Origin of the sequence: Paraburkholderia sediminicola, assembly GCF_046027825.1 — a bacterium.
In the GTDB taxonomy this organism is placed as follows: domain Bacteria; phylum Pseudomonadota; class Gammaproteobacteria; order Burkholderiales; family Burkholderiaceae; genus Paraburkholderia; species Paraburkholderia sediminicola_D.
The window spans coordinates 21,381-43,060 of the sequence record NZ_JAQQDU010000075.1; the positions used below are offsets into that span (position 1 = coordinate 21,381).

18 protein-coding genes and 1 pseudogene are annotated in these 21,680 nt (G+C 61.5%); 14 read left to right on the forward strand and 5 right to left on the reverse strand.

The annotated features are described in order from the left end of the window. Positions 1-34: 34 nt before the first annotated feature. The gene (locus tag PQQ96_RS31025; RefSeq protein WP_408299662.1) at positions 35-397 is read right to left on the reverse strand and encodes a hypothetical protein; all 363 of its coding nucleotides are present in this window, start codon (positions 395-397) and stop codon (positions 35-37) included. A 294-nt stretch (positions 398-691) separates the two neighbouring features. On the opposite strand from PQQ96_RS31025, the gene ychF reads away from it, so the two are divergent. From ychF to PQQ96_RS31050, 5 genes are all read left to right on the forward strand, one after another. Next, a complete protein-coding gene (ychF, locus tag PQQ96_RS31030) occupies positions 692-1,786 on the forward strand; it encodes a redox-regulated ATPase YchF (protein WP_408299663.1) in 1,095 nt (364 codons plus the stop codon). 296 nt (positions 1,787-2,082) lie between these two features. Continuing rightward, positions 2,083-3,408 carry a sn-glycerol-3-phosphate ABC transporter substrate-binding protein UgpB gene (ugpB, locus tag PQQ96_RS31035; protein ID WP_408299665.1) on the forward strand — a complete coding sequence of 442 codons (1,326 nt, stop codon included), beginning with the start codon at positions 2,083-2,085 and terminating at the stop codon, positions 3,406-3,408. A gap of 70 nt (positions 3,409-3,478) precedes the next feature. Then, complete coding sequence (ugpA, locus tag PQQ96_RS31040) at positions 3,479-4,363, forward strand: sn-glycerol-3-phosphate ABC transporter permease UgpA (RefSeq protein ID WP_074282081.1); 885 nt, start codon at positions 3,479-3,481, stop codon at positions 4,361-4,363. After that, entirely contained in the window at positions 4,360-5,205 is an 846-nt protein-coding gene (ugpE, locus tag PQQ96_RS31045) for a sn-glycerol-3-phosphate ABC transporter permease UgpE (protein WP_408273088.1), read from the forward strand. Before ugpA ends, ugpE begins: the two co-directional genes overlap by 4 nt. Before the next feature lie 88 nt (positions 5,206-5,293). Further along, entirely contained in the window at positions 5,294-6,382 is a 1,089-nt protein-coding gene (locus PQQ96_RS31050) for a sn-glycerol-3-phosphate import ATP-binding protein UgpC (protein WP_408299666.1), read from the forward strand. A gap of 10 nt (positions 6,383-6,392) precedes the next feature. Here PQQ96_RS31050 and PQQ96_RS31055 read toward each other — a convergent pair whose 3' ends face one another. After that, positions 6,393-8,822: a hypothetical protein gene (locus PQQ96_RS31055; RefSeq protein WP_408299668.1), complete on the reverse strand. Its 2,430-nt coding sequence runs from the start codon at positions 8,820-8,822 to the stop codon at positions 6,393-6,395. A 279-nt stretch (positions 8,823-9,101) separates the two neighbouring features. On the opposite strand from PQQ96_RS31055, the gene ettA reads away from it, so the two are divergent. Together ettA and PQQ96_RS31065 are read left to right on the forward strand one after the other, a co-directional pair. Next, complete coding sequence (gene ettA, locus PQQ96_RS31060; RefSeq protein WP_074282079.1) at positions 9,102-10,766, forward strand: energy-dependent translational throttle protein EttA; 1,665 nt, start codon at positions 9,102-9,104, stop codon at positions 10,764-10,766. Positions 10,767-11,098: 332 nt separating this feature from the next. Beyond that, entirely contained in the window at positions 11,099-12,223 is a 1,125-nt protein-coding gene (locus tag PQQ96_RS31065) for a DUF748 domain-containing protein (protein ID WP_408299670.1), read from the forward strand. Between the two features lie 108 nt (positions 12,224-12,331). Here the strand turns inward: PQQ96_RS31065 and PQQ96_RS31070 are convergent, their stop codons facing one another. Genes PQQ96_RS31070 through PQQ96_RS31080 form a run of 3 tightly spaced genes read right to left on the reverse strand, consistent with a single transcriptional unit; the run spans position 12,332 to position 15,077 of the window. Beyond that, positions 12,332-12,955 carry an HAD family hydrolase gene (locus PQQ96_RS31070; protein ID WP_408299671.1) on the reverse strand — a complete coding sequence of 208 codons (624 nt, stop codon included), beginning with the start codon at positions 12,953-12,955 and terminating at the stop codon, positions 12,332-12,334. A gap of 33 nt (positions 12,956-12,988) precedes the next feature. Continuing rightward, a complete protein-coding gene (locus PQQ96_RS31075) occupies positions 12,989-14,803 on the reverse strand; it encodes an aminopeptidase P family protein (protein WP_408299673.1) in 1,815 nt (604 codons plus the stop codon). Between the two features lie 19 nt (positions 14,804-14,822). Continuing rightward, complete coding sequence (locus PQQ96_RS31080; RefSeq protein ID WP_408299675.1) at positions 14,823-15,077, reverse strand: hypothetical protein; 255 nt, start codon at positions 15,075-15,077, stop codon at positions 14,823-14,825. Positions 15,078-15,281: 204 nt separating this feature from the next. Between PQQ96_RS31080 and PQQ96_RS31085 the strand changes: the two are divergent. From PQQ96_RS31085 to PQQ96_RS31115, 7 genes and pseudogenes are all read left to right on the forward strand, one after another. Further along, positions 15,282-15,993: pseudogene (locus PQQ96_RS31085) on the forward strand (response regulator transcription factor). Positions 15,994-16,055: 62 nt separating this feature from the next. Next, positions 16,056-17,342 (forward strand): glutamyl-tRNA reductase, encoded by a 1,287-nt coding sequence (gene hemA, locus PQQ96_RS31090; protein ID WP_408299677.1) that lies wholly within the window; start codon positions 16,056-16,058, stop codon positions 17,340-17,342. Between the two features lie 122 nt (positions 17,343-17,464). Next, positions 17,465-18,547 (forward strand): peptide chain release factor 1, encoded by a 1,083-nt coding sequence (gene prfA / locus PQQ96_RS31095; RefSeq protein WP_054036659.1) that lies wholly within the window; start codon positions 17,465-17,467, stop codon positions 18,545-18,547. 18 nt (positions 18,548-18,565) lie between these two features. Beyond that, on the forward strand, positions 18,566-19,396 hold the full coding sequence (gene prmC / locus PQQ96_RS31100; protein ID WP_408299679.1) for a peptide chain release factor N(5)-glutamine methyltransferase: 831 nt from the start codon (positions 18,566-18,568) through the stop codon (positions 19,394-19,396). Positions 19,397-19,510: 114 nt separating this feature from the next. Then, complete coding sequence (gene grxD, locus PQQ96_RS31105) at positions 19,511-19,822, forward strand: Grx4 family monothiol glutaredoxin (RefSeq protein ID WP_120289307.1); 312 nt, start codon at positions 19,511-19,513, stop codon at positions 19,820-19,822. A 49-nt stretch (positions 19,823-19,871) separates the two neighbouring features. Beyond that, positions 19,872-20,471, forward strand: coding sequence for a UbiX family flavin prenyltransferase (locus PQQ96_RS31110; protein WP_408299681.1), 600 nt, complete (start codon positions 19,872-19,874; stop codon positions 20,469-20,471). Positions 20,472-20,695: 224 nt separating this feature from the next. Then, positions 20,696-21,481, forward strand: coding sequence for a DODA-type extradiol aromatic ring-opening family dioxygenase (locus PQQ96_RS31115; RefSeq protein WP_408299683.1), 786 nt, complete (start codon positions 20,696-20,698; stop codon positions 21,479-21,481). Positions 21,482-21,680 lie beyond the last annotated feature (199 nt).

Here is a 21,680-nt window from a genome sequence, read left to right on the forward strand (position 1 = left end):
ACGGATCGAGCGGCGCGGCATTTCGGCCTGAAATCTAGCGCCCAAGCGCGGCGTGCGCCGCATCGGCTTCGCGCAAACGCATGAATTCACGGTCTGTTGAAAGGACTCTCCACGCGCTCGTCACCAGTTCGCTCTTACGGTCCCGCTGGTCCCCCCGTACGGTGCAATCTGGGAAAACCCGGTCGTACACGCGCCACAGTGAGTTGAAATCATTGGTATCGGCGAACCGCGCAATGCTGCGTTTATCGTCCTGCGTCAGCTGCTTCACCATGCAGTCCACCGTCTGGCGATCGGTTGCCGCCTGGGCCTCTTCGTAGTTCGGCGATAGCCAGGCAACCACACCGGCGCCAATTAACGCGGCGCCCAATACCCACCGGACCCATCTTTTTATTGTCATCGTGCATCCTCGGAAAGGGCTCTAGCGGCCCCGGACCGAAATATTACAATGTTCCGACAAAATATTTTCAGGTAAGCACGGTTTCCTGCACCCTTTCCAGGAAGCCCATCCGAACGGGTTACAATTGCGCTTTCCGTGACAAAACTCGCCCAGAATCGTCGAGGCTACGCCCCGATCTGGTGTCTTGTCCCGCTCCGCTGCACTTGCTCCGCCACGCCAATCGCGACGGCTTTTCGAATCCTGCACACAGCGTCGAGCGCATCACGCAACTTACTGATTCACTGAAGGATTTCCATGAGCCTCAAATGCGGCATCGTCGGCCTGCCTAACGTCGGCAAGTCCACCCTGTTCAACGCGCTGACCAAGGCGGGCATCGCCGCCGAAAACTATCCGTTCTGCACGATCGAGCCGAACGTCGGCATCGTCGAAGTGCCGGATGCGCGTCTGAAGGCGCTCGCTGAAATCGTCAAGCCGGAACGCATCCTGCCGGCCGTGGTGGAATTCGTCGACATCGCCGGCCTCGTGGCCGGTGCGAGCAAGGGCGAAGGTCTGGGCAACCAGTTCCTCGCGAACATCCGCGAAACGGACGCGATCACGCACGTAGTGCGCTGCTTCGAAGACGACAACGTGATTCACGTCGCGAACAAGATCGATCCGCTGTCGGATATCGAAGTGATCAACACCGAACTGGCGCTGGCCGACCTCGCGACCGTCGAAAAGGCGTTGTCGCGCTATTCGAAGGCCGCCAAGTCGGGTAACGACAAGGAAGCCATCAAGAACGCCGCGGTGCTGGAAAAAGTGCGCGCGCAGCTCGACCAGGCCAAGCCGGTCCGCGCGCTCGACCTGTCGGATGAGGAAAAGGCCACGCTCAAGCCGTTCTGCCTGATCACCGCCAAGCCGACCATGTACGTCGCCAACGTGAAGGACGACGGTTTCGAGAACAACCCGCACCTCGACGCAGTCACGAAGTTCGCGGCAGCCGAAGGCGCACCGGTCGTCGCCGTGTGTGCGGCGATCGAAGCAGAAATCGCCGACCTCGAACAAGCGGACATGGAAGTGTTCCTCGCCGATATGGGGATGGAAGAGCCGGGCCTGAACCGCGTGATTCGTGCGGCTTTCAAGTTGCTGGGGCTGCAAACCTACTTCACGGCTGGCGTGAAGGAAGTGCGCGCGTGGACGATCCATATCGGCGACACCGCACCGCAGGCAGCGGGCGCGATCCACACCGCCTTCGAGCGTGGTTTCATTCGCGCGCAGACCATCGCCTTCAACGACTTCATCACCTACAAGGGAGAGCAAGGCGCGAAGGAAGCCGGCAAGATGCGCGCGGAAGGCAAGGAATACATTGTGCACGACGGCGACGTGATGAACTTCCTGTTCAACGTCTGACATTCAGTCTCTGCCCGGGCGGCAACCAGCGAAACGCTGAGCGCCGCCGGACTCAAAGAAGGCCCGCTCAATGCGGGCTTTTTTTTGGGCGCCGCCCCGCTTTGACTTCCGCACGTCGTGCAAGCCCGTCGCCTCAGCCCCGCATTATTTCCGTTCCGTGACAGCCGATGTTAAATTGCGGCAGTCGGCGCCGGTCAAAAGCGGGCCGCCGCCCGGTAACCGACGCCAGACTGTCATCGAACACAAATAGAATCGCGCGATTCGCGTTCGCGCCCGTTCCGTCAGGAGACACATCGATGAGTTGCAAGCCGTTGTTCCGTTCGCTTTCCGTCGCTGCCGTGTTGAGCTTCGGCATCAGCCAGGCAGCGCATGCCGCCACCGAAATCCAGTTCTGGCACGGCATGGAAGCCGCTCTCGGCGAGCGTCTGAACGACATCGCCAACGCGTTCAACGCGTCACAAAGCGACTACAAGATCGTGCCGGTGTTCAAAGGCACCTACGACCAGACCCTCGCCGCCGGCATCGCCGCATATCGCAGCGGCAACGCGCCGGCCATTCTGCAGGTCTACGAAGTCGGCACCGCCACGATGATGCAGGCGAAGAAGGCCGTGATCCCGGTCTCGGAAGTGTTCAAGCAAGCCGGCGTGCCGCTCGACGAAAAGGCCTTCGTGCCGACCATCGCGAGCTATTACAGCGACGCCAAAACCGGCGAGCTGATCTCGATGCCGTTCAACAGCTCCACGCCGGTCTTGTACTACAACAAGGACGCGTTCAAGAAAGCCGGGCTCGATCCGAATCAGCCGCCTAAAACCTGGGCCGAATTGCAGGTGGACGCGCAGAAGCTGAAGGCGTCAGGCATGGCATGCGGCTATTCGTCTGGCTGGCAGAGCTGGATTCAGCTCGAAAACTATAGCGCCTGGCATGGTGTGCCGTTCGCGTCGAAGAACAACGGTTTCGACGGCGCCGACGCGCAGCTCGAATTCAACAAGCCGCTGCAAGTCGCGCACATCCAGTTCCTGCAGAACATGCAGAAGGAAGGCACCTTCACGTATGTCGGCCGCAAGGACGAACCGGTGTCGAAGTTTTATAGCGGCGACTGCGGGATCATCACGAATTCGTCCGGCTCGCTTGCCACGATCAAGAAGTACGCGAAGTTCAACTTCGGCACCGGCATGATGCCGTACGACGCGAATGTGAAGGGCGCGCCGCAGAACGCGATCATCGGTGGTGCCAGCCTGTGGGTGCTCTCGGGTAAAGACCCGGCCGTCTACAAGGGCGTGGCGAAATTCCTCGCGTATCTGTCGTCGGCGCCGGTTGCCGCGAAGTGGCATCAGGACACCGGCTATCTGCCGGTCACGACCGCCGCGTATCAACTGACGCAGCAGCAAGGCTTCTACGAGAAGAATCCCGGCAGCGACACGGCGATCAAGCAGATGCTCAATAAGCCGCCCCTGCCGTACACGAAGGGTTTGCGTCTGGGCAACATGCCGCAGATCCGCACCGTCATCGACGAAGAACTCGAACAGGTCTGGGCGGGGAAGAAGACGCCGCAGCAGGCGCTCGATTCGTCGGTGGCGCGTGGCGACGAGTTGCTGCGCCGCTTCGAGAAAGCCGGTAACTAAGTACCAGCCGGCAGGGTTTCGGTGCGCTCGCACCGAAACCCGTTGTTGCAGCAGAACCGAGGAATCTTCGATGGAAAAGCGCTCCAGCTTCGGCACCAGCGTACTGCCCTACCTGCTCGTCGCGCCGCAACTCCTGATCACGCTGCTGTTCTTCCTGTGGCCGGCGGGCGAAGCGCTGTGGCAGTCCACGCAGAGCCAGGACGCGTTCGGCACCTCGAGCGAATTTGTCGGCCTCGCCAATTTCAAGCAGTTATTCGCCGATCCGCTTTATCTGTCGTCGTTCAATACGACGTTGATCTTCTGCGCGCTCGTCACGGTGTCGGGGCTGGTGATATCGCTCCTGTTAGCCGTCTGCGCGGATCGCGTGACGCGCGGCGCGAAGACCTATCAAACGCTGCTGATCTGGCCGTATGCGGTCGCGCCCGCGATCGCCGCGGTGTTGTGGTCGTTCCTGTTCAATCCGAGCATCGGCCTCGTCACCTATGCGCTCGGCAAGTACGGCATCGTATGGAATCACGCGTTGAATGCAGGCCAGGCGATGTTTCTGGTCGTGCTGGCTTCCGTATGGAAGCAGGTCAGCTATAACTTTCTGTTCTTCTATGCCGGTTTGCAGGCGATTCCGCGTTCGCTGATCGAAGCCGCGGCCATCGACGGCGCAGGTCCGGTGCGGCGTTTTTTCGGCATCGCCCTGCCGCTGCTCTCGCCGACCAGCTTCTTCCTGCTGGTGATCAACATCACCTACGCGTTCTTCGACACCTTCCCGGTGATTGACGCCGCCACCGGCGGCGGCCCGGCGCAAGCCACCCGCACGCTGATCTACAAGATCTTCGCAGAAGGCTTCCAGGGACTGGACATCGGCAGCTCGGGCGCACAGTCCGTCATCCTGATGGTGATCGTCGTCGCGTTGACGGTCGTGCAATTCCGCTTCATCGAACGCAGGGTTCAATACTCATGATCGAGAACCGCCGCGGTTTCGACCTCTTCTGCCATGCGGTGCTGATTCTTGGCGTCGTGCTGGTGGTGTTTCCGGTGTACGTCGCGTTTTGCGCGGCAACGATGAGCGAGCATGAAGTGTTCAGCGTGCCGCTCTCGCTCGTGCCGAGCACGCATCTGTTCGAGAACATCGCGACGGTCTGGTCGCACGGCAGCGGCAATGCGGCCGCGCCGTTCGGCCGCATGCTGTTCAACAGCCTCGTGATGGCGCTGGTGATTTCAATCGGCAAGATCGCCATTTCGATGATCTCCGCGTATGCGATCGTGTTCTTCCGCTTTCCGTTTCGCAATCTGTCGTTCTGGCTGATCTTCATCACGCTGATGCTGCCGGTCGAAGTGCGCATTTTCCCGACCGTGCAGGTCGTGTCGTCGATGCATCTGAGCAACACGTACAGCGGTCTGACCTTGCCGCTGATCGCATCGGCCACCGCTACCTTCCTGTTCCGCCAGTTCTTCATGACGCTGCCCGACGAACTGATGGAAGCGGCACGCATCGACGGCGCCGGCGCGTTGCGTTTCTTTTGGGACGTGGTGCTGCCGCTGTCGAAAACGAACATGGCGGCACTGTTCGTCATCACCTTTATTTACGGCTGGAATCAGTACCTGTGGCCAATCCTGATTACGAGCCAGCAATCGCTGACCACAGCGGTGGTCGGCATCAAAAGCATGATTGCTTCCGGCGACACCGCAACTGAATGGCATCTCGTGATGACCGCGACGCTGCTCGCAATGCTGCCGCCGCTCGCCGTCGTGCTGACGATGCAGCGCTGGTTCGTGCGCGGCCTGGTGGACTCGGAAAAGTAGCTCGCGCAGCTTGGGCGAGCTTCGGCGTTGGACATGGGATAAGAAACACCGCGCTCTGCGCGGCAAGCAACGAAAAGGCTAAAACGGCATGGCTGCACTGACTCTACAAGGCGTTAAGAAAACCTACGACGGCAAACAGTTCGTGCTGCACGGTATCGACGTGGACGTCGCGGACGGCGAGTTCGTCGTGATGGTCGGCCCGTCGGGTTGCGGCAAATCGACCTTGCTGCGGATGGTGGCCGGGCTCGAAGGCATTTCCGAAGGCACCGTCTCGATCGCCGGCAAGGTGGTCAATCGACTGGAGCCGAAGGATCGCAACATCGCGATGGTGTTCCAGAACTACGCGCTGTATCCGCACATGAGCGTCGCGGAGAACATGGGCTATGCGCTGAAGATCGCCGGCGTCGAGCGCGCGCAGATTACGAAGCGCGTGCAGGCTGCGGCGCAGATTCTCGAGCTTGAACCGTTGCTCGCACGTAAGCCGCGCGAGTTGTCGGGCGGCCAGCGGCAACGCGTCGCCATGGGCCGCGCGATCGTGCGTGAACCGGCGGTCTTTCTGTTCGATGAACCGCTGTCGAATCTCGATGCACGGCTGCGTGTGCAGATGCGCCTCGAGATCCAGCGCCTGCATGCGAGACTCGCTACGACCAGCCTCTACGTCACGCACGATCAGATCGAAGCGATGACCTTGGCGCAGCGCGTGATCGTCATGAACAAAGGCCACGCCGAGCAGATCGGCGCGCCGACCGAGGTCTACGAGCGGCCCGCGACGGTATTCGTCGCGAGCTTCATCGGCTCGCCGGGGATGAATCTGCTGGAAGGCCGCGTGTCCGACGACGGCTCGACCTTTGAAGTAGCCGGCAATGGGCCGAAGCTGCCGCTGCAGGGCGTGCCAGCAATCGGCCGCGAAGTCGCCAAAGGCCGCGAATGGACACTCGGCATTCGCCCGGAGCATATGACGCCCGGTCAAGCGGACGCGTCTCACGCAACACTGACCGTCGATTCCTGCGAACTGCTCGGCGCGGACAACCTCGCGCATGGCCGCTGGGGTAAGCACGACGTCACGGTCCGCCTGCCGCATACCCATCGCCCCGCAGCCGCCGAAGCGCTACAAGTCGCGCTGCCCGCGCAGCATCTGCATTTCTTCGATCCGTCGACGGGACGGCGCGTGAATTAAAATGCTTTGCTTAGTTGTGTTCCGCAAACACGGGGCTCGTCGATCGCGCTTTCGTATTTAGGCAGGCCGGGGTGTCTTTCGTCGCCACGTACTTGCTCGCACCGTCTGCCTCAGCGTTGTAAAGTAACCCGTAGCCTGCGGGTCTGGAATTCTTGTGCTGACCGAATACTTTGATCAACTCAGGCGCCGCTTGAGGCAATGTGTCCGCTGCAGCCCAACCCAAATCACGATACGCGCGAAAGAGATAGACGCTATTGCTGTACGTCGTGAACTTGGTGTCGGTCTGTGGAAACAGCCACTTGCCGGCATTTTCGGCGTTGATTTCGTCATCATCTGAACCGTCGCCGGCACTCTTTGCACCACGCTTCGCGATCATAGTGTCGTGAATGTACTCAATCAGCCCGCACGGGTATTTCAACGCTTCATCTGGCCGTGAGGGATCAAGCACGTCCGTTGCAGTGCCGTCGCAAACCGCTGGATGTCCGTCCGATCCTTTGGGTGCATCCTCGTTATACCAATCGCGTGCAACGCGCATCCAGGCGTCCTTGTCTAGAGCAGACATCAAGTAGTACACATTGATGCCTTCCAGTTTTTGCGGACTGAAACTGGCGGCCGGCGGTGGCGCATGGTTGAGTGTGCGCTTTTCTGTTTCGCCCGGCGCCAGTGCCACCACTTTTCCGACCCAGACGCGTCGGCGCCAGTTAAAGGGGGTAATGTTGGCCTCGTCCGTGAGGGGAGTCTTGCCGGTTGCTTCGACGGGCGGCACCGAAATCACCTTCTCATCCTTGTCCCATTTGCATTTTTCGCCAAGGTCATAGGGGGTGCCAGGCCCGAAGCCCGGTTCGCGAGGGTCGGCTTCGAAAACAAGCGTATAACCGTGTTGGATCAAGTAATAGTTCACTGAGCAGAGCGACGCCATCGAAATGTAACCGTTCGTTGTCCGACTCCGCTGCCAATCGTTTTCGCCATTAGCGACCACGATATTTCTGACACTTCGACGCAACAGGGAAATCATCCCCAGGTTATCGCCGCTTTGGCCGCCGTCCGCGAGATGGATAGTCGGACCTTTTTCCGTTGTGACAGGATCGTCCGCAAAATAAAACGGCCAAATAAGAAATACATGTTTTATGCGCGAGCCTTCGGAAGTGTTGTAGTTCGCGATGTCCAATCCCCAACGCATGTTAATGCCCTGAAGCAACGCGTTGACGGCCGCACGCGGCCAGACAAGGGAGCGTTGCGCGGTATCGGCGAACGCGGCCGAAGAGAGCACCGCCAACGGCACCGTCAGGCCGACCAACGCTGGCGACCCTCTAACGTAGTGATATCGCCCGGAGCCAAACTCATCGAAGGTAATCTCGAAGACATCGGTAGACAGATCGTATGGCTTGCGGCTCAAATCGAGTCCGACGTTTCCCGACGTGCCCGTTGCCTGCAGTATCCACTTGGGTAGATAGCCGCCTATGGTCGCCTCGGTCTTCTGCGGATCCTTCGTGTAAATGATGGCCAGTTTGCTGAATTGAAAACAATCGGCCATCACTTGAAACCGACGGTCTCTCGCACTCGTTGGAAGGACGCTTCCCGGTTCAGGTACGTATCCGTAGGTCCGTTCAATGCCGTAGAGATACCGATATTGACTGGGCGACAGACGTTTTCGCCAATCGAAAAGGAGGTTTGCGAAGTAATGAACCGGTGCCAGCGCAAGCGATTCCCCGACTAACTGACCGAACGTGATCGCGAGGCCCCCCTGGTCCACGTGGCTTCCAGAATCAGGCGCACGATGAGTCATCAGCAAATCCTGGTAACACTCGACCCACCCCTGATAGACAGCATTTCCCTCTTGTCTTTGCAAAGCAGTCGTCTCGCCTGGATCGTGAAACGCATAGTTAGGCAGCGTTAACTCCATACAGGCACGGCCGTTTTTTGCTTCAGCCAGACTCACCACATTGACTCGGTCAAGGTCCAGCGATCGCATTTCCACAAAATAAGGTTCGCCACGGAGCGAGTTCATGTTCCGTGAATCAATGAAAAAGCGACTAAGACCTGGAAACGCCGGATCGGACTTCACTTCGCCGTCGGCAAGCAGATATGCCTTGTGATACATATAGAACGCGGAGTAACCCCCGCCCGATACGCTGCTTAGATAGTCGGTTTTGAAAATCCACGGGTCTGATCCGTCGACAAAGCGCTTGAGCACGCCCATCGCGAACGGCGCGGATTTGGAACCGCCGCCGGAAAGTGCGATTCCCAATTCCGGCAGCGTATCGCTCGTTGGTCGAACCTCATCAACTTTGGCGGATCGGGTCTGAATGATGCAATCGACCTCGTTGTCCGCGCGACAGGGCGGAAGAGGCTCGGTAAAAAGCGGATTGACGCCGCCGACGGCGCAACCGAAAAGGAGCGGCACAATTAAGAGTACACCCAACAATATTGCTCCCTTCACTGCCCCTCCGTTTTCTTCACAGCCTGTCTGGACATTTCAGGGCAAACGTCTGAAACATGTTAGAAATCTGCGATGTACGGCAGTTATGAGTGTTTACCCGTCGCGTCTGGGAATTGGCGGAAAAGCACTTGCTGGAGACTGACAGGTTCGCCTGACCCGGCTTGCGTGGTCCTCGCGTCGCACCGCGAAGTACAATGACGGCGCGCAGGAGAATGCACCCATCCACCCACGACCGCCCGCCCCAACGCGGCCGGCGTCGTCAACGTCTATTGCAAGCAAATGGCCCAATACGTCTTCACTATGAACCGGGTCGGCAAAATCGTGCCGCCCAAGCGTCAAATCCTGAAAGACATCTCGCTGTCGTTTTTCCCCGGCGCGAAGATCGGTCTGCTCGGCCTGAACGGCTCGGGCAAGTCGACGCTGATCCGCATCATGGCCGGTGTGGACAAGGACATCGAAGGCGAAGCCACGCCGATGCCGAACCTGAACATCGGCTATCTGCCGCAGGAGCCGCAACTCGACCCGACCAAGACGGTGCGTGAAGCGGTCGAAGAAGGTCTCGGCGACGTCTTCGGCGCCCAAAAGAAACTCGACGAAATCTACGCCGCCTACGCGGAACCTGACGCCGACTTCGACGCGCTCGCCGCCGAGCAGGCGAAGTACGAAGCGATTCTGGCTACCACCGACGGCAGCGCCGAACAGCAGATCGAAATCGCCGCCGACGCACTGCGTCTGCCGGCATGGGACGCGAAGATCGAGCACCTTTCGGGCGGCGAAAAGCGCCGCGTGGCGCTGTGCAAGCTGCTGCTCGAAAAGCCGGACATGCTGCTGCTCGACGAACCGACCAACCACCTGGACGCGGAATCGGTCGACTGGCTCGAACAGTTCCTCACACGCTTCCCGGGCACGGTCGTCGCCGTCACCCACGATCGTTACTTCCTCGATAACGCCGCGGAGTGGATTCTCGAACTCGACCGCGGCCACGGCATCCCCTGGAAGGGCAACTACAGCAGTTGGCTCGACCAGAAGGAAGAGCGCCTGAAGCAGGAAGAGTCGTCGGAATCGGCACGTCAGAAGGCGATCAAGAAGGAACTGGAATGGGTGCGCCAGAATCCGAAGGGCCGTCAGGCGAAGTCGAAGGCACGTATTGCCCGCTTCGAGGAACTGAACAGCCAGGACTACCAGAAGCGCAACGAGACCTCGGAAATCTTCATCCCGGTCGGCGACCGCCTGGGTAACGAAGTGATCGAGTTCAAGAACGTCAGCAAGTCGTATGGCGACCGTTTGCTGCTCGATGACGTCAGCTTCAAGATTCCGGCGGGCGCGATTGTCGGCATCATCGGGCCGAACGGCGCCGGTAAGTCGACGCTGTTCCGTATGTTGACCGGCCGTGAGCAGCCGGATTCGGGCGAGATCGTGCAAGGCCCGACCGTCAAGCTCGCGTATGTGGATCAAAGCCGCGATGCGCTCGATGGCTCGAAGACAGTGTTCGAAGAAATCTCCGGCGGTGCGGACGTGCTGACGGTCGGCAAGTACGAAACGCCTTCGCGTGCGTACATCGGCCGCTTCAACTTCAAGGGCGGCGATCAGCAGAAGACCGTCGGCAATCTGTCGGGCGGTGAGCGCGGCCGGCTGCATCTGGCGAAGACGCTGATCGCGGGCGGCAACGTGCTGCTGCTGGACGAACCGTCGAACGACCTGGACGTCGAAACGCTGCGCGCGCTGGAAGACGCGTTGCTCGAGTTCGCCGGCTCCGTGATGGTGATCTCGCACGATCGCTGGTTCCTCGACCGGATCGCGACGCACATCCTGGCCTTCGAAGGCGATTCGCAAATCACGTTCTTCGACGGCAACTACCAGGAATACGAAGCGGACAAACGCGCACGCCTCGGTGAAGAAGCGGCACGTCCGAAGCGTCTGCGTTACAAGCCGATCGCGCGATAAATCTCGAGCCTGGCGGCCCGCTCGTTGGCTGATGAGTGGGCTGTCTTGCTGAAGATTTTTTGCTGACGGTTTTGAGGACCGATTCGCTGACCGCCTGGTCAGCGCGTTTTGCCAGCCGATTGGCTGGTCATTTTGCTCACTGCGGTATACCGGAAGCGCCTGGCGTTTGCCGGACGGGCGGTAGGGCACACGCATTGCTTGCCACGGCGTGATACACGTCGTCCCGGCGGGATGCAGTCACTCCGCCGTATCAAACAGATGTGTGCCCAACCGGCGCACGCACGGGCCAATCGCACCCACACTGCGCCCAACGCGGCGACGAGGAGGCAAGCATGGCAATGTCGAAGGGCAAACGCTGGGCGATTGCCGTAGGTGGCGTGCTGCTGGTGCTGATTGTCGTCGCGGTCGGTGCACTGCAATTCGCGCAGCGCGAAGTCAAAGAGCGCGTGATCGCTGCACTCGGGCCATTAGGGAGTGCCGAAACCATCGACGTCGGCCTCACTTCGGTTCATCTCACCAACGTTCTGCTCAAAGCACCGCCCGGCTGGGCCGCCGGCGATCCTTTGCGAGCCGACGAAATCACAATCACGCCCGATATCCGCGATTTGATCGCGCGGCGCATGCATATCCGCAGCGTGGTGGTGCGCGGCTTCGACATCGCGGTACTGCGAACGAAGGACGGTGCGATCCGTCTGGTGCCGAATCTGCGGCAGGCGGTGAACGGCCCCAACGACGGCGAAGCCAGCGGCGTGGCAACAACCGGCTCCCGCGAAAAGCTGGTCGATCATGTTAGCTTTGAACAAGGCAACTTCCATTTCTACGACATGACGGTCGGCCCGCCGGCATTCAAAGTAACAGTCAGCAACGCCAACGCGACGGTCGACCACCTGCATCTGCCCGCGCTCACCGAACCGACCACCGTCAGCGTCACCGGCTCGATAAAGGGCCCGACGCACACGGGCACCGTTTCGTTCGACGGGTGGATCAAGATCGCCAGCAAGGATTCGCAGACCACCAGCAAACTGCGCGGCGTCGATGTCGTCACGCTGGATCCGTACCTGCTGAAAAAAACCGGCGCAAAGGCACAAGTGACGGGCGGCACGGTCGACCTGACAGTCGACTCAACGGTGCGCAACTATCAGTTGCACGCGCCTGGCACGGTGACGATCCACCATTTGCAGCTCGCCGACAGCGACAACCCGTTCGACACCTTCATGTCGATTCCGACCAAAGCCGCCGTCGCCGCGCTCAAGACGCACAACGGCGACATCACGCTGCATTTCGTGCTGGATGGGAATTTGCGCGACCCGAAGTTTTCGGTGCAGGAAAGTCTGATGACGCGCGTTGGCGCCGGTTTTGCGAATGCGATGGGCGTGAGCGTCGAAGGCGTGGCTAAGGGCGCCGGGGAGACAGTGAAAGGCTTGGGTAACGCATTGAAGAATCTGCTTGGACAGTAGACAAAACCAGGCAGAGGTCGGCCGCGCCGTGAGAGCGAAAACGCGCCGCCTCGCCGCTTGAATCATCACGCCCGTGAACCGGCAGCCCCTTAAACTGGCTGCCAGCCCTTAAACCGCCAAGCCTAAGTTGCGTAGTATCGCTTCGGTTTGCGCGGCGGCCGTGTGATGCACACCGTGCCAGCCAAGTGCCGTTGCGGCCTCGGCGTTCTTCAGATTGTCGTCGATGAAAACGAGTTCGCCCGGCTGGATGCCCGGCAGTTGCGCCGCGATCCGCTGACGCATCGCTTCGAAGATCGCCGGATCAGGCTTCACCAGTTTCACCCTGCCCGACACGACGATGTCGCGGAACCGCCGCAGTACGGGGTAATGCTCCCACGCATACGGAAATGTCTCCGCCGACCAGTTCGTCAGCCCGAAAAGCGGCACGTCGGCCGCTTCGAGCTTCTCCATGATCGCCACGCCCTCTTCCAGCACGCCGGCCACCATCTCGTGCCAGCGCTCGTAGAACGCCCGGATCAGCGGTGCGTGATCGGGAAACTTCGCGACCAGTTCCTCTGTCGCCTCGACGATCGGCTGGCCGCCGTCCTGACGGATCACCCAGTCCATTGAACAGACGTGGGTCAGAAACCAGCGGCGCTCCGTTTCGTCAGGAATCAACTGACGATAGAGATACTCGGGGCTCCAGTCGATCAGCACACCGCCGAAATCGAACACCACTGCCTTGATGGCCATGCACGCTCTCTCCGTAAGGTCGTGGCGACGAGATCAGATAGGTTGTGTACGCAATTCGAGCCACGCTTTCGCCTCGCCCGACACATGCGGCGACAGGCGCGTGCGCACCATCTCGTGATACGCGTTGAGCCATGCGCGCTCGTCATCACGCAACAGCGGGAGGTCGAGGCAGCGCGTGTCAATCGGGCACAGCGTCAGCGTTTCGAATTTGAGGAAATCGCCGAATTCGGTTTTCTCCGCAGGCACGTTCAGCACCAGGTTCTCGATCCGCACGCCCCACTTGCCCGGCCGGTAAATGCCCGGCTCGACCGAGGTGATCATGCCTTCTTCCATCGCCGTCCATGGTTCGGCCGGCGCGTAGTGCGAAATCACCTGCGGGCCTTCGTGCACGTTCAGGAAATAGCCCACCCCGTGACCGGTGCCATGACCGTAGTCGGCACCGGCTTCCCAGATCGGCGCGCGGGCGATCGCATCGAGCATCGGCGAACGAATGCCTCGCGGGAATTTCGCACGCGACAGCGCCATGGTGCCTTTCAGCACGATCGTGAAATCACGCCGCTGTGCCTCGCTAATGGTGCCGACCGGCACGACGCGGGTGATGTCGGTCGTGCCGCTCAGATACTGCGCGCCCGAATCGATCAGCAACAGACCATTGCCCTCGATCACGGAATGCGATTCTTCGGTCGCACGATAGTGCGGCATCGCGCCGTTCGCGTTGAAGCCGGCGATTGTCGCAAAGCTCAGCGACACGAAGCCCGGACGGCGCGCGCGCGCTGCCGTCAGGCGTTCGTCGATCGTCAGTTCGGTAATCGTCTGGCGGCCCAATGCGCCTTCAAACCACGCGAAGAATTCGGCGAGTGCCGCGCCGTCCTGCTCCATCGTCTCTCGCACATGCTCCGCTTCTGCCTCGGTCTTGCGCGACTTGAAGAACGTGGACGGATTAACCGCCTCGACGACCTTCACCGACGACGGCACCGACTGCAGCGAGCCATACGTAATGCGGCGCGGGTCGATCAGCAGCGTGCTGCCGGCCGGCAGCGCGGCCAGCGCATTGGCCGCCTTCGCATACGGCTCAACACGGATGCCGTCGCGCGCGAGCGCATCGGCCAACGCTTGCGGTACTTTGCCGTCGGCGACGAAGAGCGACGCGCTCTCCTGACCGATCAGCGCGTGCGCTACGAACACCGGGTTGTAGCTGACGTCGGCGCCGCGCAGGTTCAAAAGCCATGCAAGGTCGTCGAGCGTGGAAATGAAGTGCCACTGCGCGCCCTTCTCCGCCATCGCGTGGCGAATCTGCGCGAGCTTTTCCGAACGGGCGACGCTCGCGTGCGGCGCGGCATGCTCAAAGATGGCGGCGGCGGGCAGCGACGGGCGCTGCGGCCAGATCGCGTCGAACAGATCGACGTCGGTGCGCAACTTCACGCCACGCGCGGTCAGCGCCTGGCTCAAGGCACGTGCCGCCGACACGCCCAGCACGGCACCGTCCACACCGACCGTACCGCCAGCCGCGACGTTCTGCGCAAGCCATTCGAAGTGCGGCACGGTCTGCTGGCCGCCGGTCATTTTCATCAATTGAACGCCGGTACCCGCCAGTTGCGCGTTGGCCTGTTCCCAATAGCGACTATCGGTCCACACGCCGGCGAAATCGGCGGTCACGACCAGCGTGCCGGCCGAGCCGGTGAAACCCGACAGCCACTGCCGGCCTTGCCAGCGCCCGGGTAGATATTCGGAAAGATGCGGATCGGCGGACGGCACCAGATACGCGGCTACGCCTTCGCGGGCCATCGCGTCGCGCAATGTCGCGAGACGTTCTGGGATGGAGGAGGTTTCGGGAAGTCGGGCATTCATCGGAGTCACCTGCAAATATTCATCGACGGGAAAGCAAGCCGACCGTCACGGCAACGACGACCAGCGCGATGGCGGTACATACCGGCCATTCCAGCATATCGCCATCATGAAAGAGACCAACCACATTGCCGGCCATGCGCGCGACACCCGCGCCCAGCACCCCGGCCAGTAGCGCCACCCACCATGGGGCGCGGCTCGAACGGCGCAGCGGATGCAACCACCAGCCCGCCAGGCCGATCACCGCGCCCAGCACCAGAATTCCGGGCCACCCCATTAGCGGCAGTTCTCGCGCAGTTTCAGATTCGTCTCATGGGCGCAGAGGACCTGGGCAGCTAGCATTTTCATCTCGTTAACTATAGAGGTTCAGCACGGCGCTTTCCGCATAGCGGTTGAGTTTAGGGGTCGGGGTGATGTTAGGCAAGTTGTAAGCCTTACGGAGAAGCCTGGTCCTCGGTCATTGCCACGCTGAAAGTGCGCCATGCGAATCGCCCTTATCGAGCCCGATCTTCGGCACGCCACATTGGTCGGCCGGCTGATCTTTGCCGGCGGCCATGCGTGTCAACACTTCATTGCGAGCGCCCCGTTCCTGCATCGCGCCGCCGACGAATTCTTCGATCTTCTCATCACCGAAAGCTGGGCCGGCGACCATTGCGCCGAAGACGTGATCGCGCGCGCCCGCGCCATCCTGCCAAGCTTGCCGGTGATTGTGCTGCTATCGGATCCACGCGAAAGTCAGATCGTCGCCGCGCTACACGCGGGTGCGGATGACTGCCTGACCAAACCGGTTCGGGGCCCGGAGATGCTGGCCCGGGTCGACGCGTTACTGCGGCGTGCGAGCCTGCGGCGGCCACCTAACCGACGGCGGCGACACGATCGGTGGCTACGCGTTCGACGCGACGCAGTTCGCCGTCACATTCCGTAATCAAACCGTCTCCCTGACGCCGAAGGAATTCCGCTTTGCGCTACTCCTGTTTACCAATGTGTCGCGGCCCGTGTCCCGCGCGCATATTCTCGAAACCGTCTGGACGCGCCGCCGCGACGTAAGGTCGCGTACCGTCGACACCCATGCGTCGCGGGTGCGGACCAAATTGCAGTTGCGCCCGGAGCATGGTTATTGCCTGACACCGCTTTACGGCTACGGCTATCAACTCGACGCGATCTCGCCAGAGGCCGTTGTGGAGAGCGGCTGACGCGCCCACAATGTAAGGATCGTGAAAACGCTATAATATTGAGCTAAACCATAGCGCCCCATATGCAGCTTCTAACGATCGGAATCAATCACCACACTGCGCCTGTCGCCTTGCGCGAACGCGTGGCGTTTCCGCTCGAACAGATCAAGCCTGCATTGGACACCTTCAAGAGCGTCTGGCTCGGCCGTACTGCGCGCACGGCGCCGGAAGCGGCGATTCTGTCCACCTGCAATCGCACCGAACTCTACTGCGCGACCGACGACCAGGCCGCGCGTGAGGCCGCGATCCAGTGGTTCTCGAAATACCACAACCTGCCCATCGGCGAACTCGCGCCGCATGTCTACGCGCTGCCGCAGTCGGAAGCCGTGCGCCACGCATTCCGCGTCGCATCGGGGCTCGATTCGATGGTGCTGGGTGAGACGCAAATCGTCGGACAAATGAAGGATGCGGTACGCACGGCGTCTGAAGCCGGGGCGCTCGGCACCTATCTGAACCAGTTGTTCCAGCGCACCTTCGCCGTGGCGAAGGAAGTGCGCAGCACGACCGAAATCGGCGCGCAGTCGGTTTCCATGGCCGCGGCCGCCGTGCGGCTCGCGCAGCGGATTTTCGACAAGGTCTCGAACCAGCGCGTGCTGTTCATCGGCGCGGGCGAAATGATCGAGTTGTGCGCCACGCACTTCGCCGCGCAGCAGCCGCGCGAACTCGTCGTCGCCAACCGCACTGCCGAACGCGGCACCCGTCTCGCCGAACGCTTCAACGGCCGGGCCATTCCGCTCTCGGAACTGCCCACGCGCATGCATGAGTTCGACATCATCGTGTCGTGCACCGCTTCCACCCTGCCGATCATCGGTCTGGGCGCGGTCGAGCGGGCCGTCAAAGCGCGCCGTCACCGGCCGATTTTCATGGTCGATCTGGCCGTGCCGCGTGACATCGAACCCGAAGTCGGCCAGCTCGAAGACGTGTTCCTTTATACGGTCGACGACCTCGGCGCGATCGTGCGCGAAGGCAATGCGTCGCGGCAAGCCGCGGTCGCCCAGGCTGAAGCGATCATCGAAACGCGGGTGCAGAATTTTATGCAATGGCTCGATGCGCGCAGCATCGTGCCGGTGATCCGCCACATGCATACGCAGGCCGACGTGCTGCGTCGCGCCGAAGTCGAACGCGCGCAGAAAATGCTCGCGCGCGGCGACGACCCGGCAGCGGTGCTCGAAGCGCTGTCGCAATCGCTCACCAACAAACTGATCCACGGCCCCACGCACGCGCTCAATCGCGCGAGCAGCGAGAACCGTGACACGCTCATCGAGTTGATGGGCGGTTTCTACAAACACTCCGGTTCTACGGAGCGTTAGCGGCACAGCCACTGCCGCACCGTCCGCGCCATCCTGAGTGGCCCGCGACATGCTTCTGACCAGGGCATCTGCCCACTCCCCTAGTCGCCGTCCTTGCCGGAGTTCGCTCCGAAACCCGTCCGATGAAAACGAGCATGCAACGCAAGCTCGACCAGCTCACTACCCGGCTGGCCGAACTGAACGACCTGTTGAGCCGCGAGGACATTACCTCGAATCTCGACCAATACCGCAAGCTCACGCGTGAGCACGCCGAGCTCGGGCCGGTCGTCGAGCATTACGCGCTGTGGCGCCTGGCGATGAACGACGCGGCGACCGCGCAGGAACTGCTGGCGGACGTGTCGATGCGCGACTTCGCGGAAGAAGAAATTCGTGCGGCGCGCGAGCGAATGGAAAAACTCGGCGCCGAATTGCAGAAAATGCTGCTGCCGAAAGACCCGAACGACGACCGCAACATCTTCCTCGAAATCCGTGCCGGCACGGGCGGCGACGAATCGGCGCTGTTCGCGGGCGATTTGCTGCGCATGTACCTGCGCTTTGCCGAGCGTAATCGCTGGCAGGTGGAAATGATGTCGGCGAGCGAATCGGACCTCGGCGGCTACAAGGAAGTGATCGTGCGGATCGCCGGCGAAGCGGCCTATTCCAAGCTCAAGTTCGAGTCGGGCGGCCATCGCGTGCAACGCGTGCCGGCCACCGAAACGCAGGGCCGCATTCACACGTCGGCGTGCACGGTCGCGGTCATGCCGGAAGCAGACGAAATCGGCGAAGTCGAGATCAATCCGGCCGATCTGCGCATCGACACGTTCCGCGCGTCCGGCGCGGGCGGCCAGCACATCAACAAGACCGATTCGGCCGTGCGGGTGACGCACTTGCCGACCGGCATCGTCGTCGAATGTCAGGATGACCGGTCGCAGCACAAGAACAAGGATCGTGCGCTGAAGGTTTTGGCCGCGCGCATCAAGGACAAACAGTCGCACGAGCAGCAGCAGAAGGAAGCCGCGACGCGCAAGAGCCTGATCGGCTCGGGCGATCGCTCTGAACGGATTCGCACCTACAACTTCCCGCAAGGGCGTCTGACGGATCACCGGATCAATCTGACGCTGTATCGCCTCGACGCAATCATGGACGGCGATCTCGACGAATTGATCGCAGCCCTGGTCAGCGAGCATCAGGCGGAGTTGCTGGCATCGCTGGGCGACGCGGACTAAGCGCGGATGGTTCCGGTCATGCCCGCCGCACTATTGCGCGCCTCGCCCCTGCCGCCGCTCGAAGCGCGGATTCTGCTCACGCACGTGCTCGGCTGGCGGCATACGCAATTGATTACGCGCAGCGATGAACCGCTCGACAGCACGGCCATCGAGCGATACCGGGCCCTGGAAGCACGGCGTGTCGCCGGCGAGCCGGTGGCGCAACTGGTCGGCGCGCGCGAATTTTTCGGACTTGATCTCGAAGTGACGCCGGACGTGCTGATTCCACGTCCCGAAACCGAATTGCTGGTCGAAACGGCGTTGGCGGCGATGGACAACATCTCGCGGCCACGCGTGCTCGATCTGGGCACTGGCACCGGCGCGATTGCGCTAGCCATTGCGTCGATGCGGCCCGACGCGCAGGTCTGGGCGCTGGACCGTTCCGCCGAAGCCCTGGCGGTGGCCACGCGCAATGCCGCACGTCTGCTGGATAGCAAACGCCCCGGCGGCGCCGTGGTACTGCAGCAAAGCGACTGGTACCGCTCGCTCGACGCAGCATTGCGCTTTGATGTGATCGTCAGCAATCCGCCGTATATCGCAAGCGGCGATCCGCATCTGTCGGAAGGCGACCTGCGCTTCGAGCCGCGCGGCGCGCTCACCGACGAAGCCGACGGCCTCAGCGCGATCCGCAAGATCGTCGCCGGCTCGCCAACACGGTTGGCCGCCAACGGCGTATTGTGGATCGAACACGGCTACGATCAGGCTGCCGCTGTTCGCGCGCTGCTTGCAACACAAGGTTTCGCGGACGTCCGCTCGGAACAGGATCTCACCGGCATCGAGCGAATCAGCGGTGGGCGATTGCCCGGCTGACCTCGATGGATGGCCTTAATTGCCGGGGTGGCAAAGCGGCCCTCGGCCGGTCGCACCGAAATCCGCTATCATTTCAGCCTATTCCCTACACATAACGGAACCGCAAGGTCAGTCATGGATACGCAACAACGCATCAAGCAAATCGTCGACGAAAACAACGTCGTGCTCTTCATGAAGGGCACCGCCCAGTTCCCGATGTGCGGCTTTTCCGGCCGCGCCATCCAGATCCTGAAGGCGTGCGGCGTCAATGAAATCAAAACCGTCAACGTCCTCGAAGACGACGAAGTCCGCCAGGGCATCAAGCAGTTCTCGAACTGGCCGACCATTCCGCAGCTCTACGTGAAGGGCGAATTTGTCGGCGGCTCGGACATCATGATGGAAATGTACGAATCGGGCGAACTGCAGCAACTGTTCGCCGCGGCTTAAGCGGCCGCCGTCCGAACGTTTGCCGTCCTCCGATAAGGCGCCGCGAGCCATGGAAACACGCGCTGCGGCGCCACGCCGGCTGATCGTCGCGATCACCGGCGCAACCGGCGCCATCTACGGCATCCGGTTGCTTGAGACGTTGCGCAGGCTGGGCGGCGTCGAGAGCCATCTGCTGATTTCGAGCGCTGGGTGGCTCAATATCCAGCACGAACTCCAGTTGAGCAAAGAAGACGTGCATCCGCTCGCGGATGTCGTCCACTCGGTGCGCGACGTCGGCGCGAGTATCGCGTCCGGCTCGTTTGCCACTGACGGCATGGTGGTTGCCCCCTGCTCAATGAGGACGCTGGCAAGCGTCGCTCACGGGTTTTCCGACAACCTGATCACCCGCGCCGCCGATGTCACGCTCAAAGAGCGCCGTCGGCTTGTGCTACTCGTGCGCGAAACGCCATTCAATCTCGCGCATCTGCGCAATATGACAGCCGTCACCGAAATGGGCGGCGTGATCTTTCCGCCTTTACCCGCGTTCTACAACCGGCCTGCCTCGATCGATGAGATGGTCGATCACACGGTGGCGCGCGTGCTGGACCTGTTCGCGCTCGGGCCGGCATTGTCGCCGGCGTGGCAAGGACTGCGCGGCGCGCAGGAATAAATCGCGGCACGACATGCGGCCGCATGGGTGTGGGCGTAAAGGCAGGGACTACCTTGCCACGACCTGGCGACCACGACGAGCGGCGCCCGATAATCGCTCCATCGCCATTAACAACACCTGCGAGACAATCAATTCCGTTTTCACCCGTTTATCAAACGCCGGTGCAGACCTATATTGATAGCAACCCCACTTCCGCGCCGCGTCTTAGCGGCGGCGTCGCTGCCATGAATCGCTTACCGTCGCTTTTCCTCTCCCACGGCGCGCCTACGCTGCCGATCGACCCTGCACTGCCCTCCGCCGAATTCGGCACGCTGGCGGCGCAATTGCCGCGTCCTGAAGCCGTGCTGATGCTGTCAGCGCACTGGGGCACGGCGCAGCCGGTGGCGAGCACGTCCACGGCACCGGAAACTATTCACGATTTCTACGGCTTCCCGCGTCAGTTGTACGAGATTCAATATCCAGCTCCCGGCGCGCCCGATGCGGCGCGCCGGGCCGCCGTGCTGCTCGGCGAACACGGCATCCTCACCGACGCCCAGCCGCATGGGCTCGACCACGGCGCGTGGGTGCCGATGCTACTGATGTTCCCGCAAGCCAACGTGCCGGTCGCGCAACTGTCGATCCAGCCACACATGGACGCGGCCCATCACTTCCGCGTGGGTCGCGCGCTGCGCTCGCTGAAAGACGACGGCGTGATGGTGATCGGCTCGGGCCAGATCACGCACAACCTGCGCGCCGCGGACTTTTCCGCGCGCCCGGAAGACGCCGATCCGCGCGTGACCGAATTCACGGACTGGTTCGAGGCAAAGCTCGCTGCGCACGACATCGACGCGTTGCTCGACTACCGCCGTCAGGCCCCGCACGCGGTGCTGATGCATCCGACCGACGAGCACCTGCTGCCCGTATTCGCGGCCCTAGGCGCGGCGGACGACGATTATTCGCTAGCGATCCAGTCACTCGGGACCTATCAGCGCTCGCTCGCCATGACGAACTACGTGTTCGGCACCGCCTGATTCGAGGCCGACGCAGCGCCAACGCCGCGTCATCGAAGCACCAGAACACGGTCAGAAGCGCCGGCAACAAAAAAGCCCGCCTGAGCAACTCCCAGCCCTTCACTTGGCGTGTTGTTTTTGGCCGGTTGATTCTTTAAGATGCCCCGTAGGTTAAGACTTACGGGGCATTGTCATGTTTGGGAAAAATTTTGATGAGGAC

Bases quoted from the DNA above. Each gene is read 5' to 3' on its own strand.
- PQQ96_RS31025 (WP_408299662.1), bottom strand. From the start codon at position 397: ATGACAATAAAAAGATGGGTCCGGTGGGTATTGGGCGCCGCGTTAATT.
- ychF (WP_408299663.1), top strand. From the start codon at position 692: ATGAGCCTCAAATGCGGCATCGTCGGCCTGCCTAACGTCGGCAAGTCC.
- ugpB (WP_408299665.1), top strand. From the start codon at position 2,083: ATGAGTTGCAAGCCGTTGTTCCGTTCGCTTTCCGTCGCTGCCGTGTTG.
- ugpA (WP_074282081.1), top strand. From the start codon at position 3,479: ATGGAAAAGCGCTCCAGCTTCGGCACCAGCGTACTGCCCTACCTGCTC.
- ugpE (WP_408273088.1), top strand. From the start codon at position 4,360: ATGATCGAGAACCGCCGCGGTTTCGACCTCTTCTGCCATGCGGTGCTG.
- PQQ96_RS31050 (WP_408299666.1), top strand. From the start codon at position 5,294: ATGGCTGCACTGACTCTACAAGGCGTTAAGAAAACCTACGACGGCAAA.
- ettA (WP_074282079.1), top strand. From the start codon at position 9,102: ATGGCCCAATACGTCTTCACTATGAACCGGGTCGGCAAAATCGTGCCG.
- PQQ96_RS31065 (WP_408299670.1), top strand. From the start codon at position 11,099: ATGGCAATGTCGAAGGGCAAACGCTGGGCGATTGCCGTAGGTGGCGTG.
- PQQ96_RS31070 (WP_408299671.1), bottom strand. From the start codon at position 12,955: ATGGCCATCAAGGCAGTGGTGTTCGATTTCGGCGGTGTGCTGATCGAC.
- PQQ96_RS31075 (WP_408299673.1), bottom strand. From the start codon at position 14,803: ATGAATGCCCGACTTCCCGAAACCTCCTCCATCCCAGAACGTCTCGCG.
- PQQ96_RS31080 (WP_408299675.1), bottom strand. From the start codon at position 15,077: ATGGGGTGGCCCGGAATTCTGGTGCTGGGCGCGGTGATCGGCCTGGCG.
- hemA (WP_408299677.1), top strand. From the start codon at position 16,056: ATGCAGCTTCTAACGATCGGAATCAATCACCACACTGCGCCTGTCGCC.
- prfA (WP_054036659.1), top strand. From the start codon at position 17,465: ATGAAAACGAGCATGCAACGCAAGCTCGACCAGCTCACTACCCGGCTG.
- prmC (WP_408299679.1), top strand. From the start codon at position 18,566: ATGCCCGCCGCACTATTGCGCGCCTCGCCCCTGCCGCCGCTCGAAGCG.
- grxD (WP_120289307.1), top strand. From the start codon at position 19,511: ATGGATACGCAACAACGCATCAAGCAAATCGTCGACGAAAACAACGTC.
- PQQ96_RS31110 (WP_408299681.1), top strand. From the start codon at position 19,872: ATGGAAACACGCGCTGCGGCGCCACGCCGGCTGATCGTCGCGATCACC.
- PQQ96_RS31115 (WP_408299683.1), top strand. From the start codon at position 20,696: ATGAATCGCTTACCGTCGCTTTTCCTCTCCCACGGCGCGCCTACGCTG.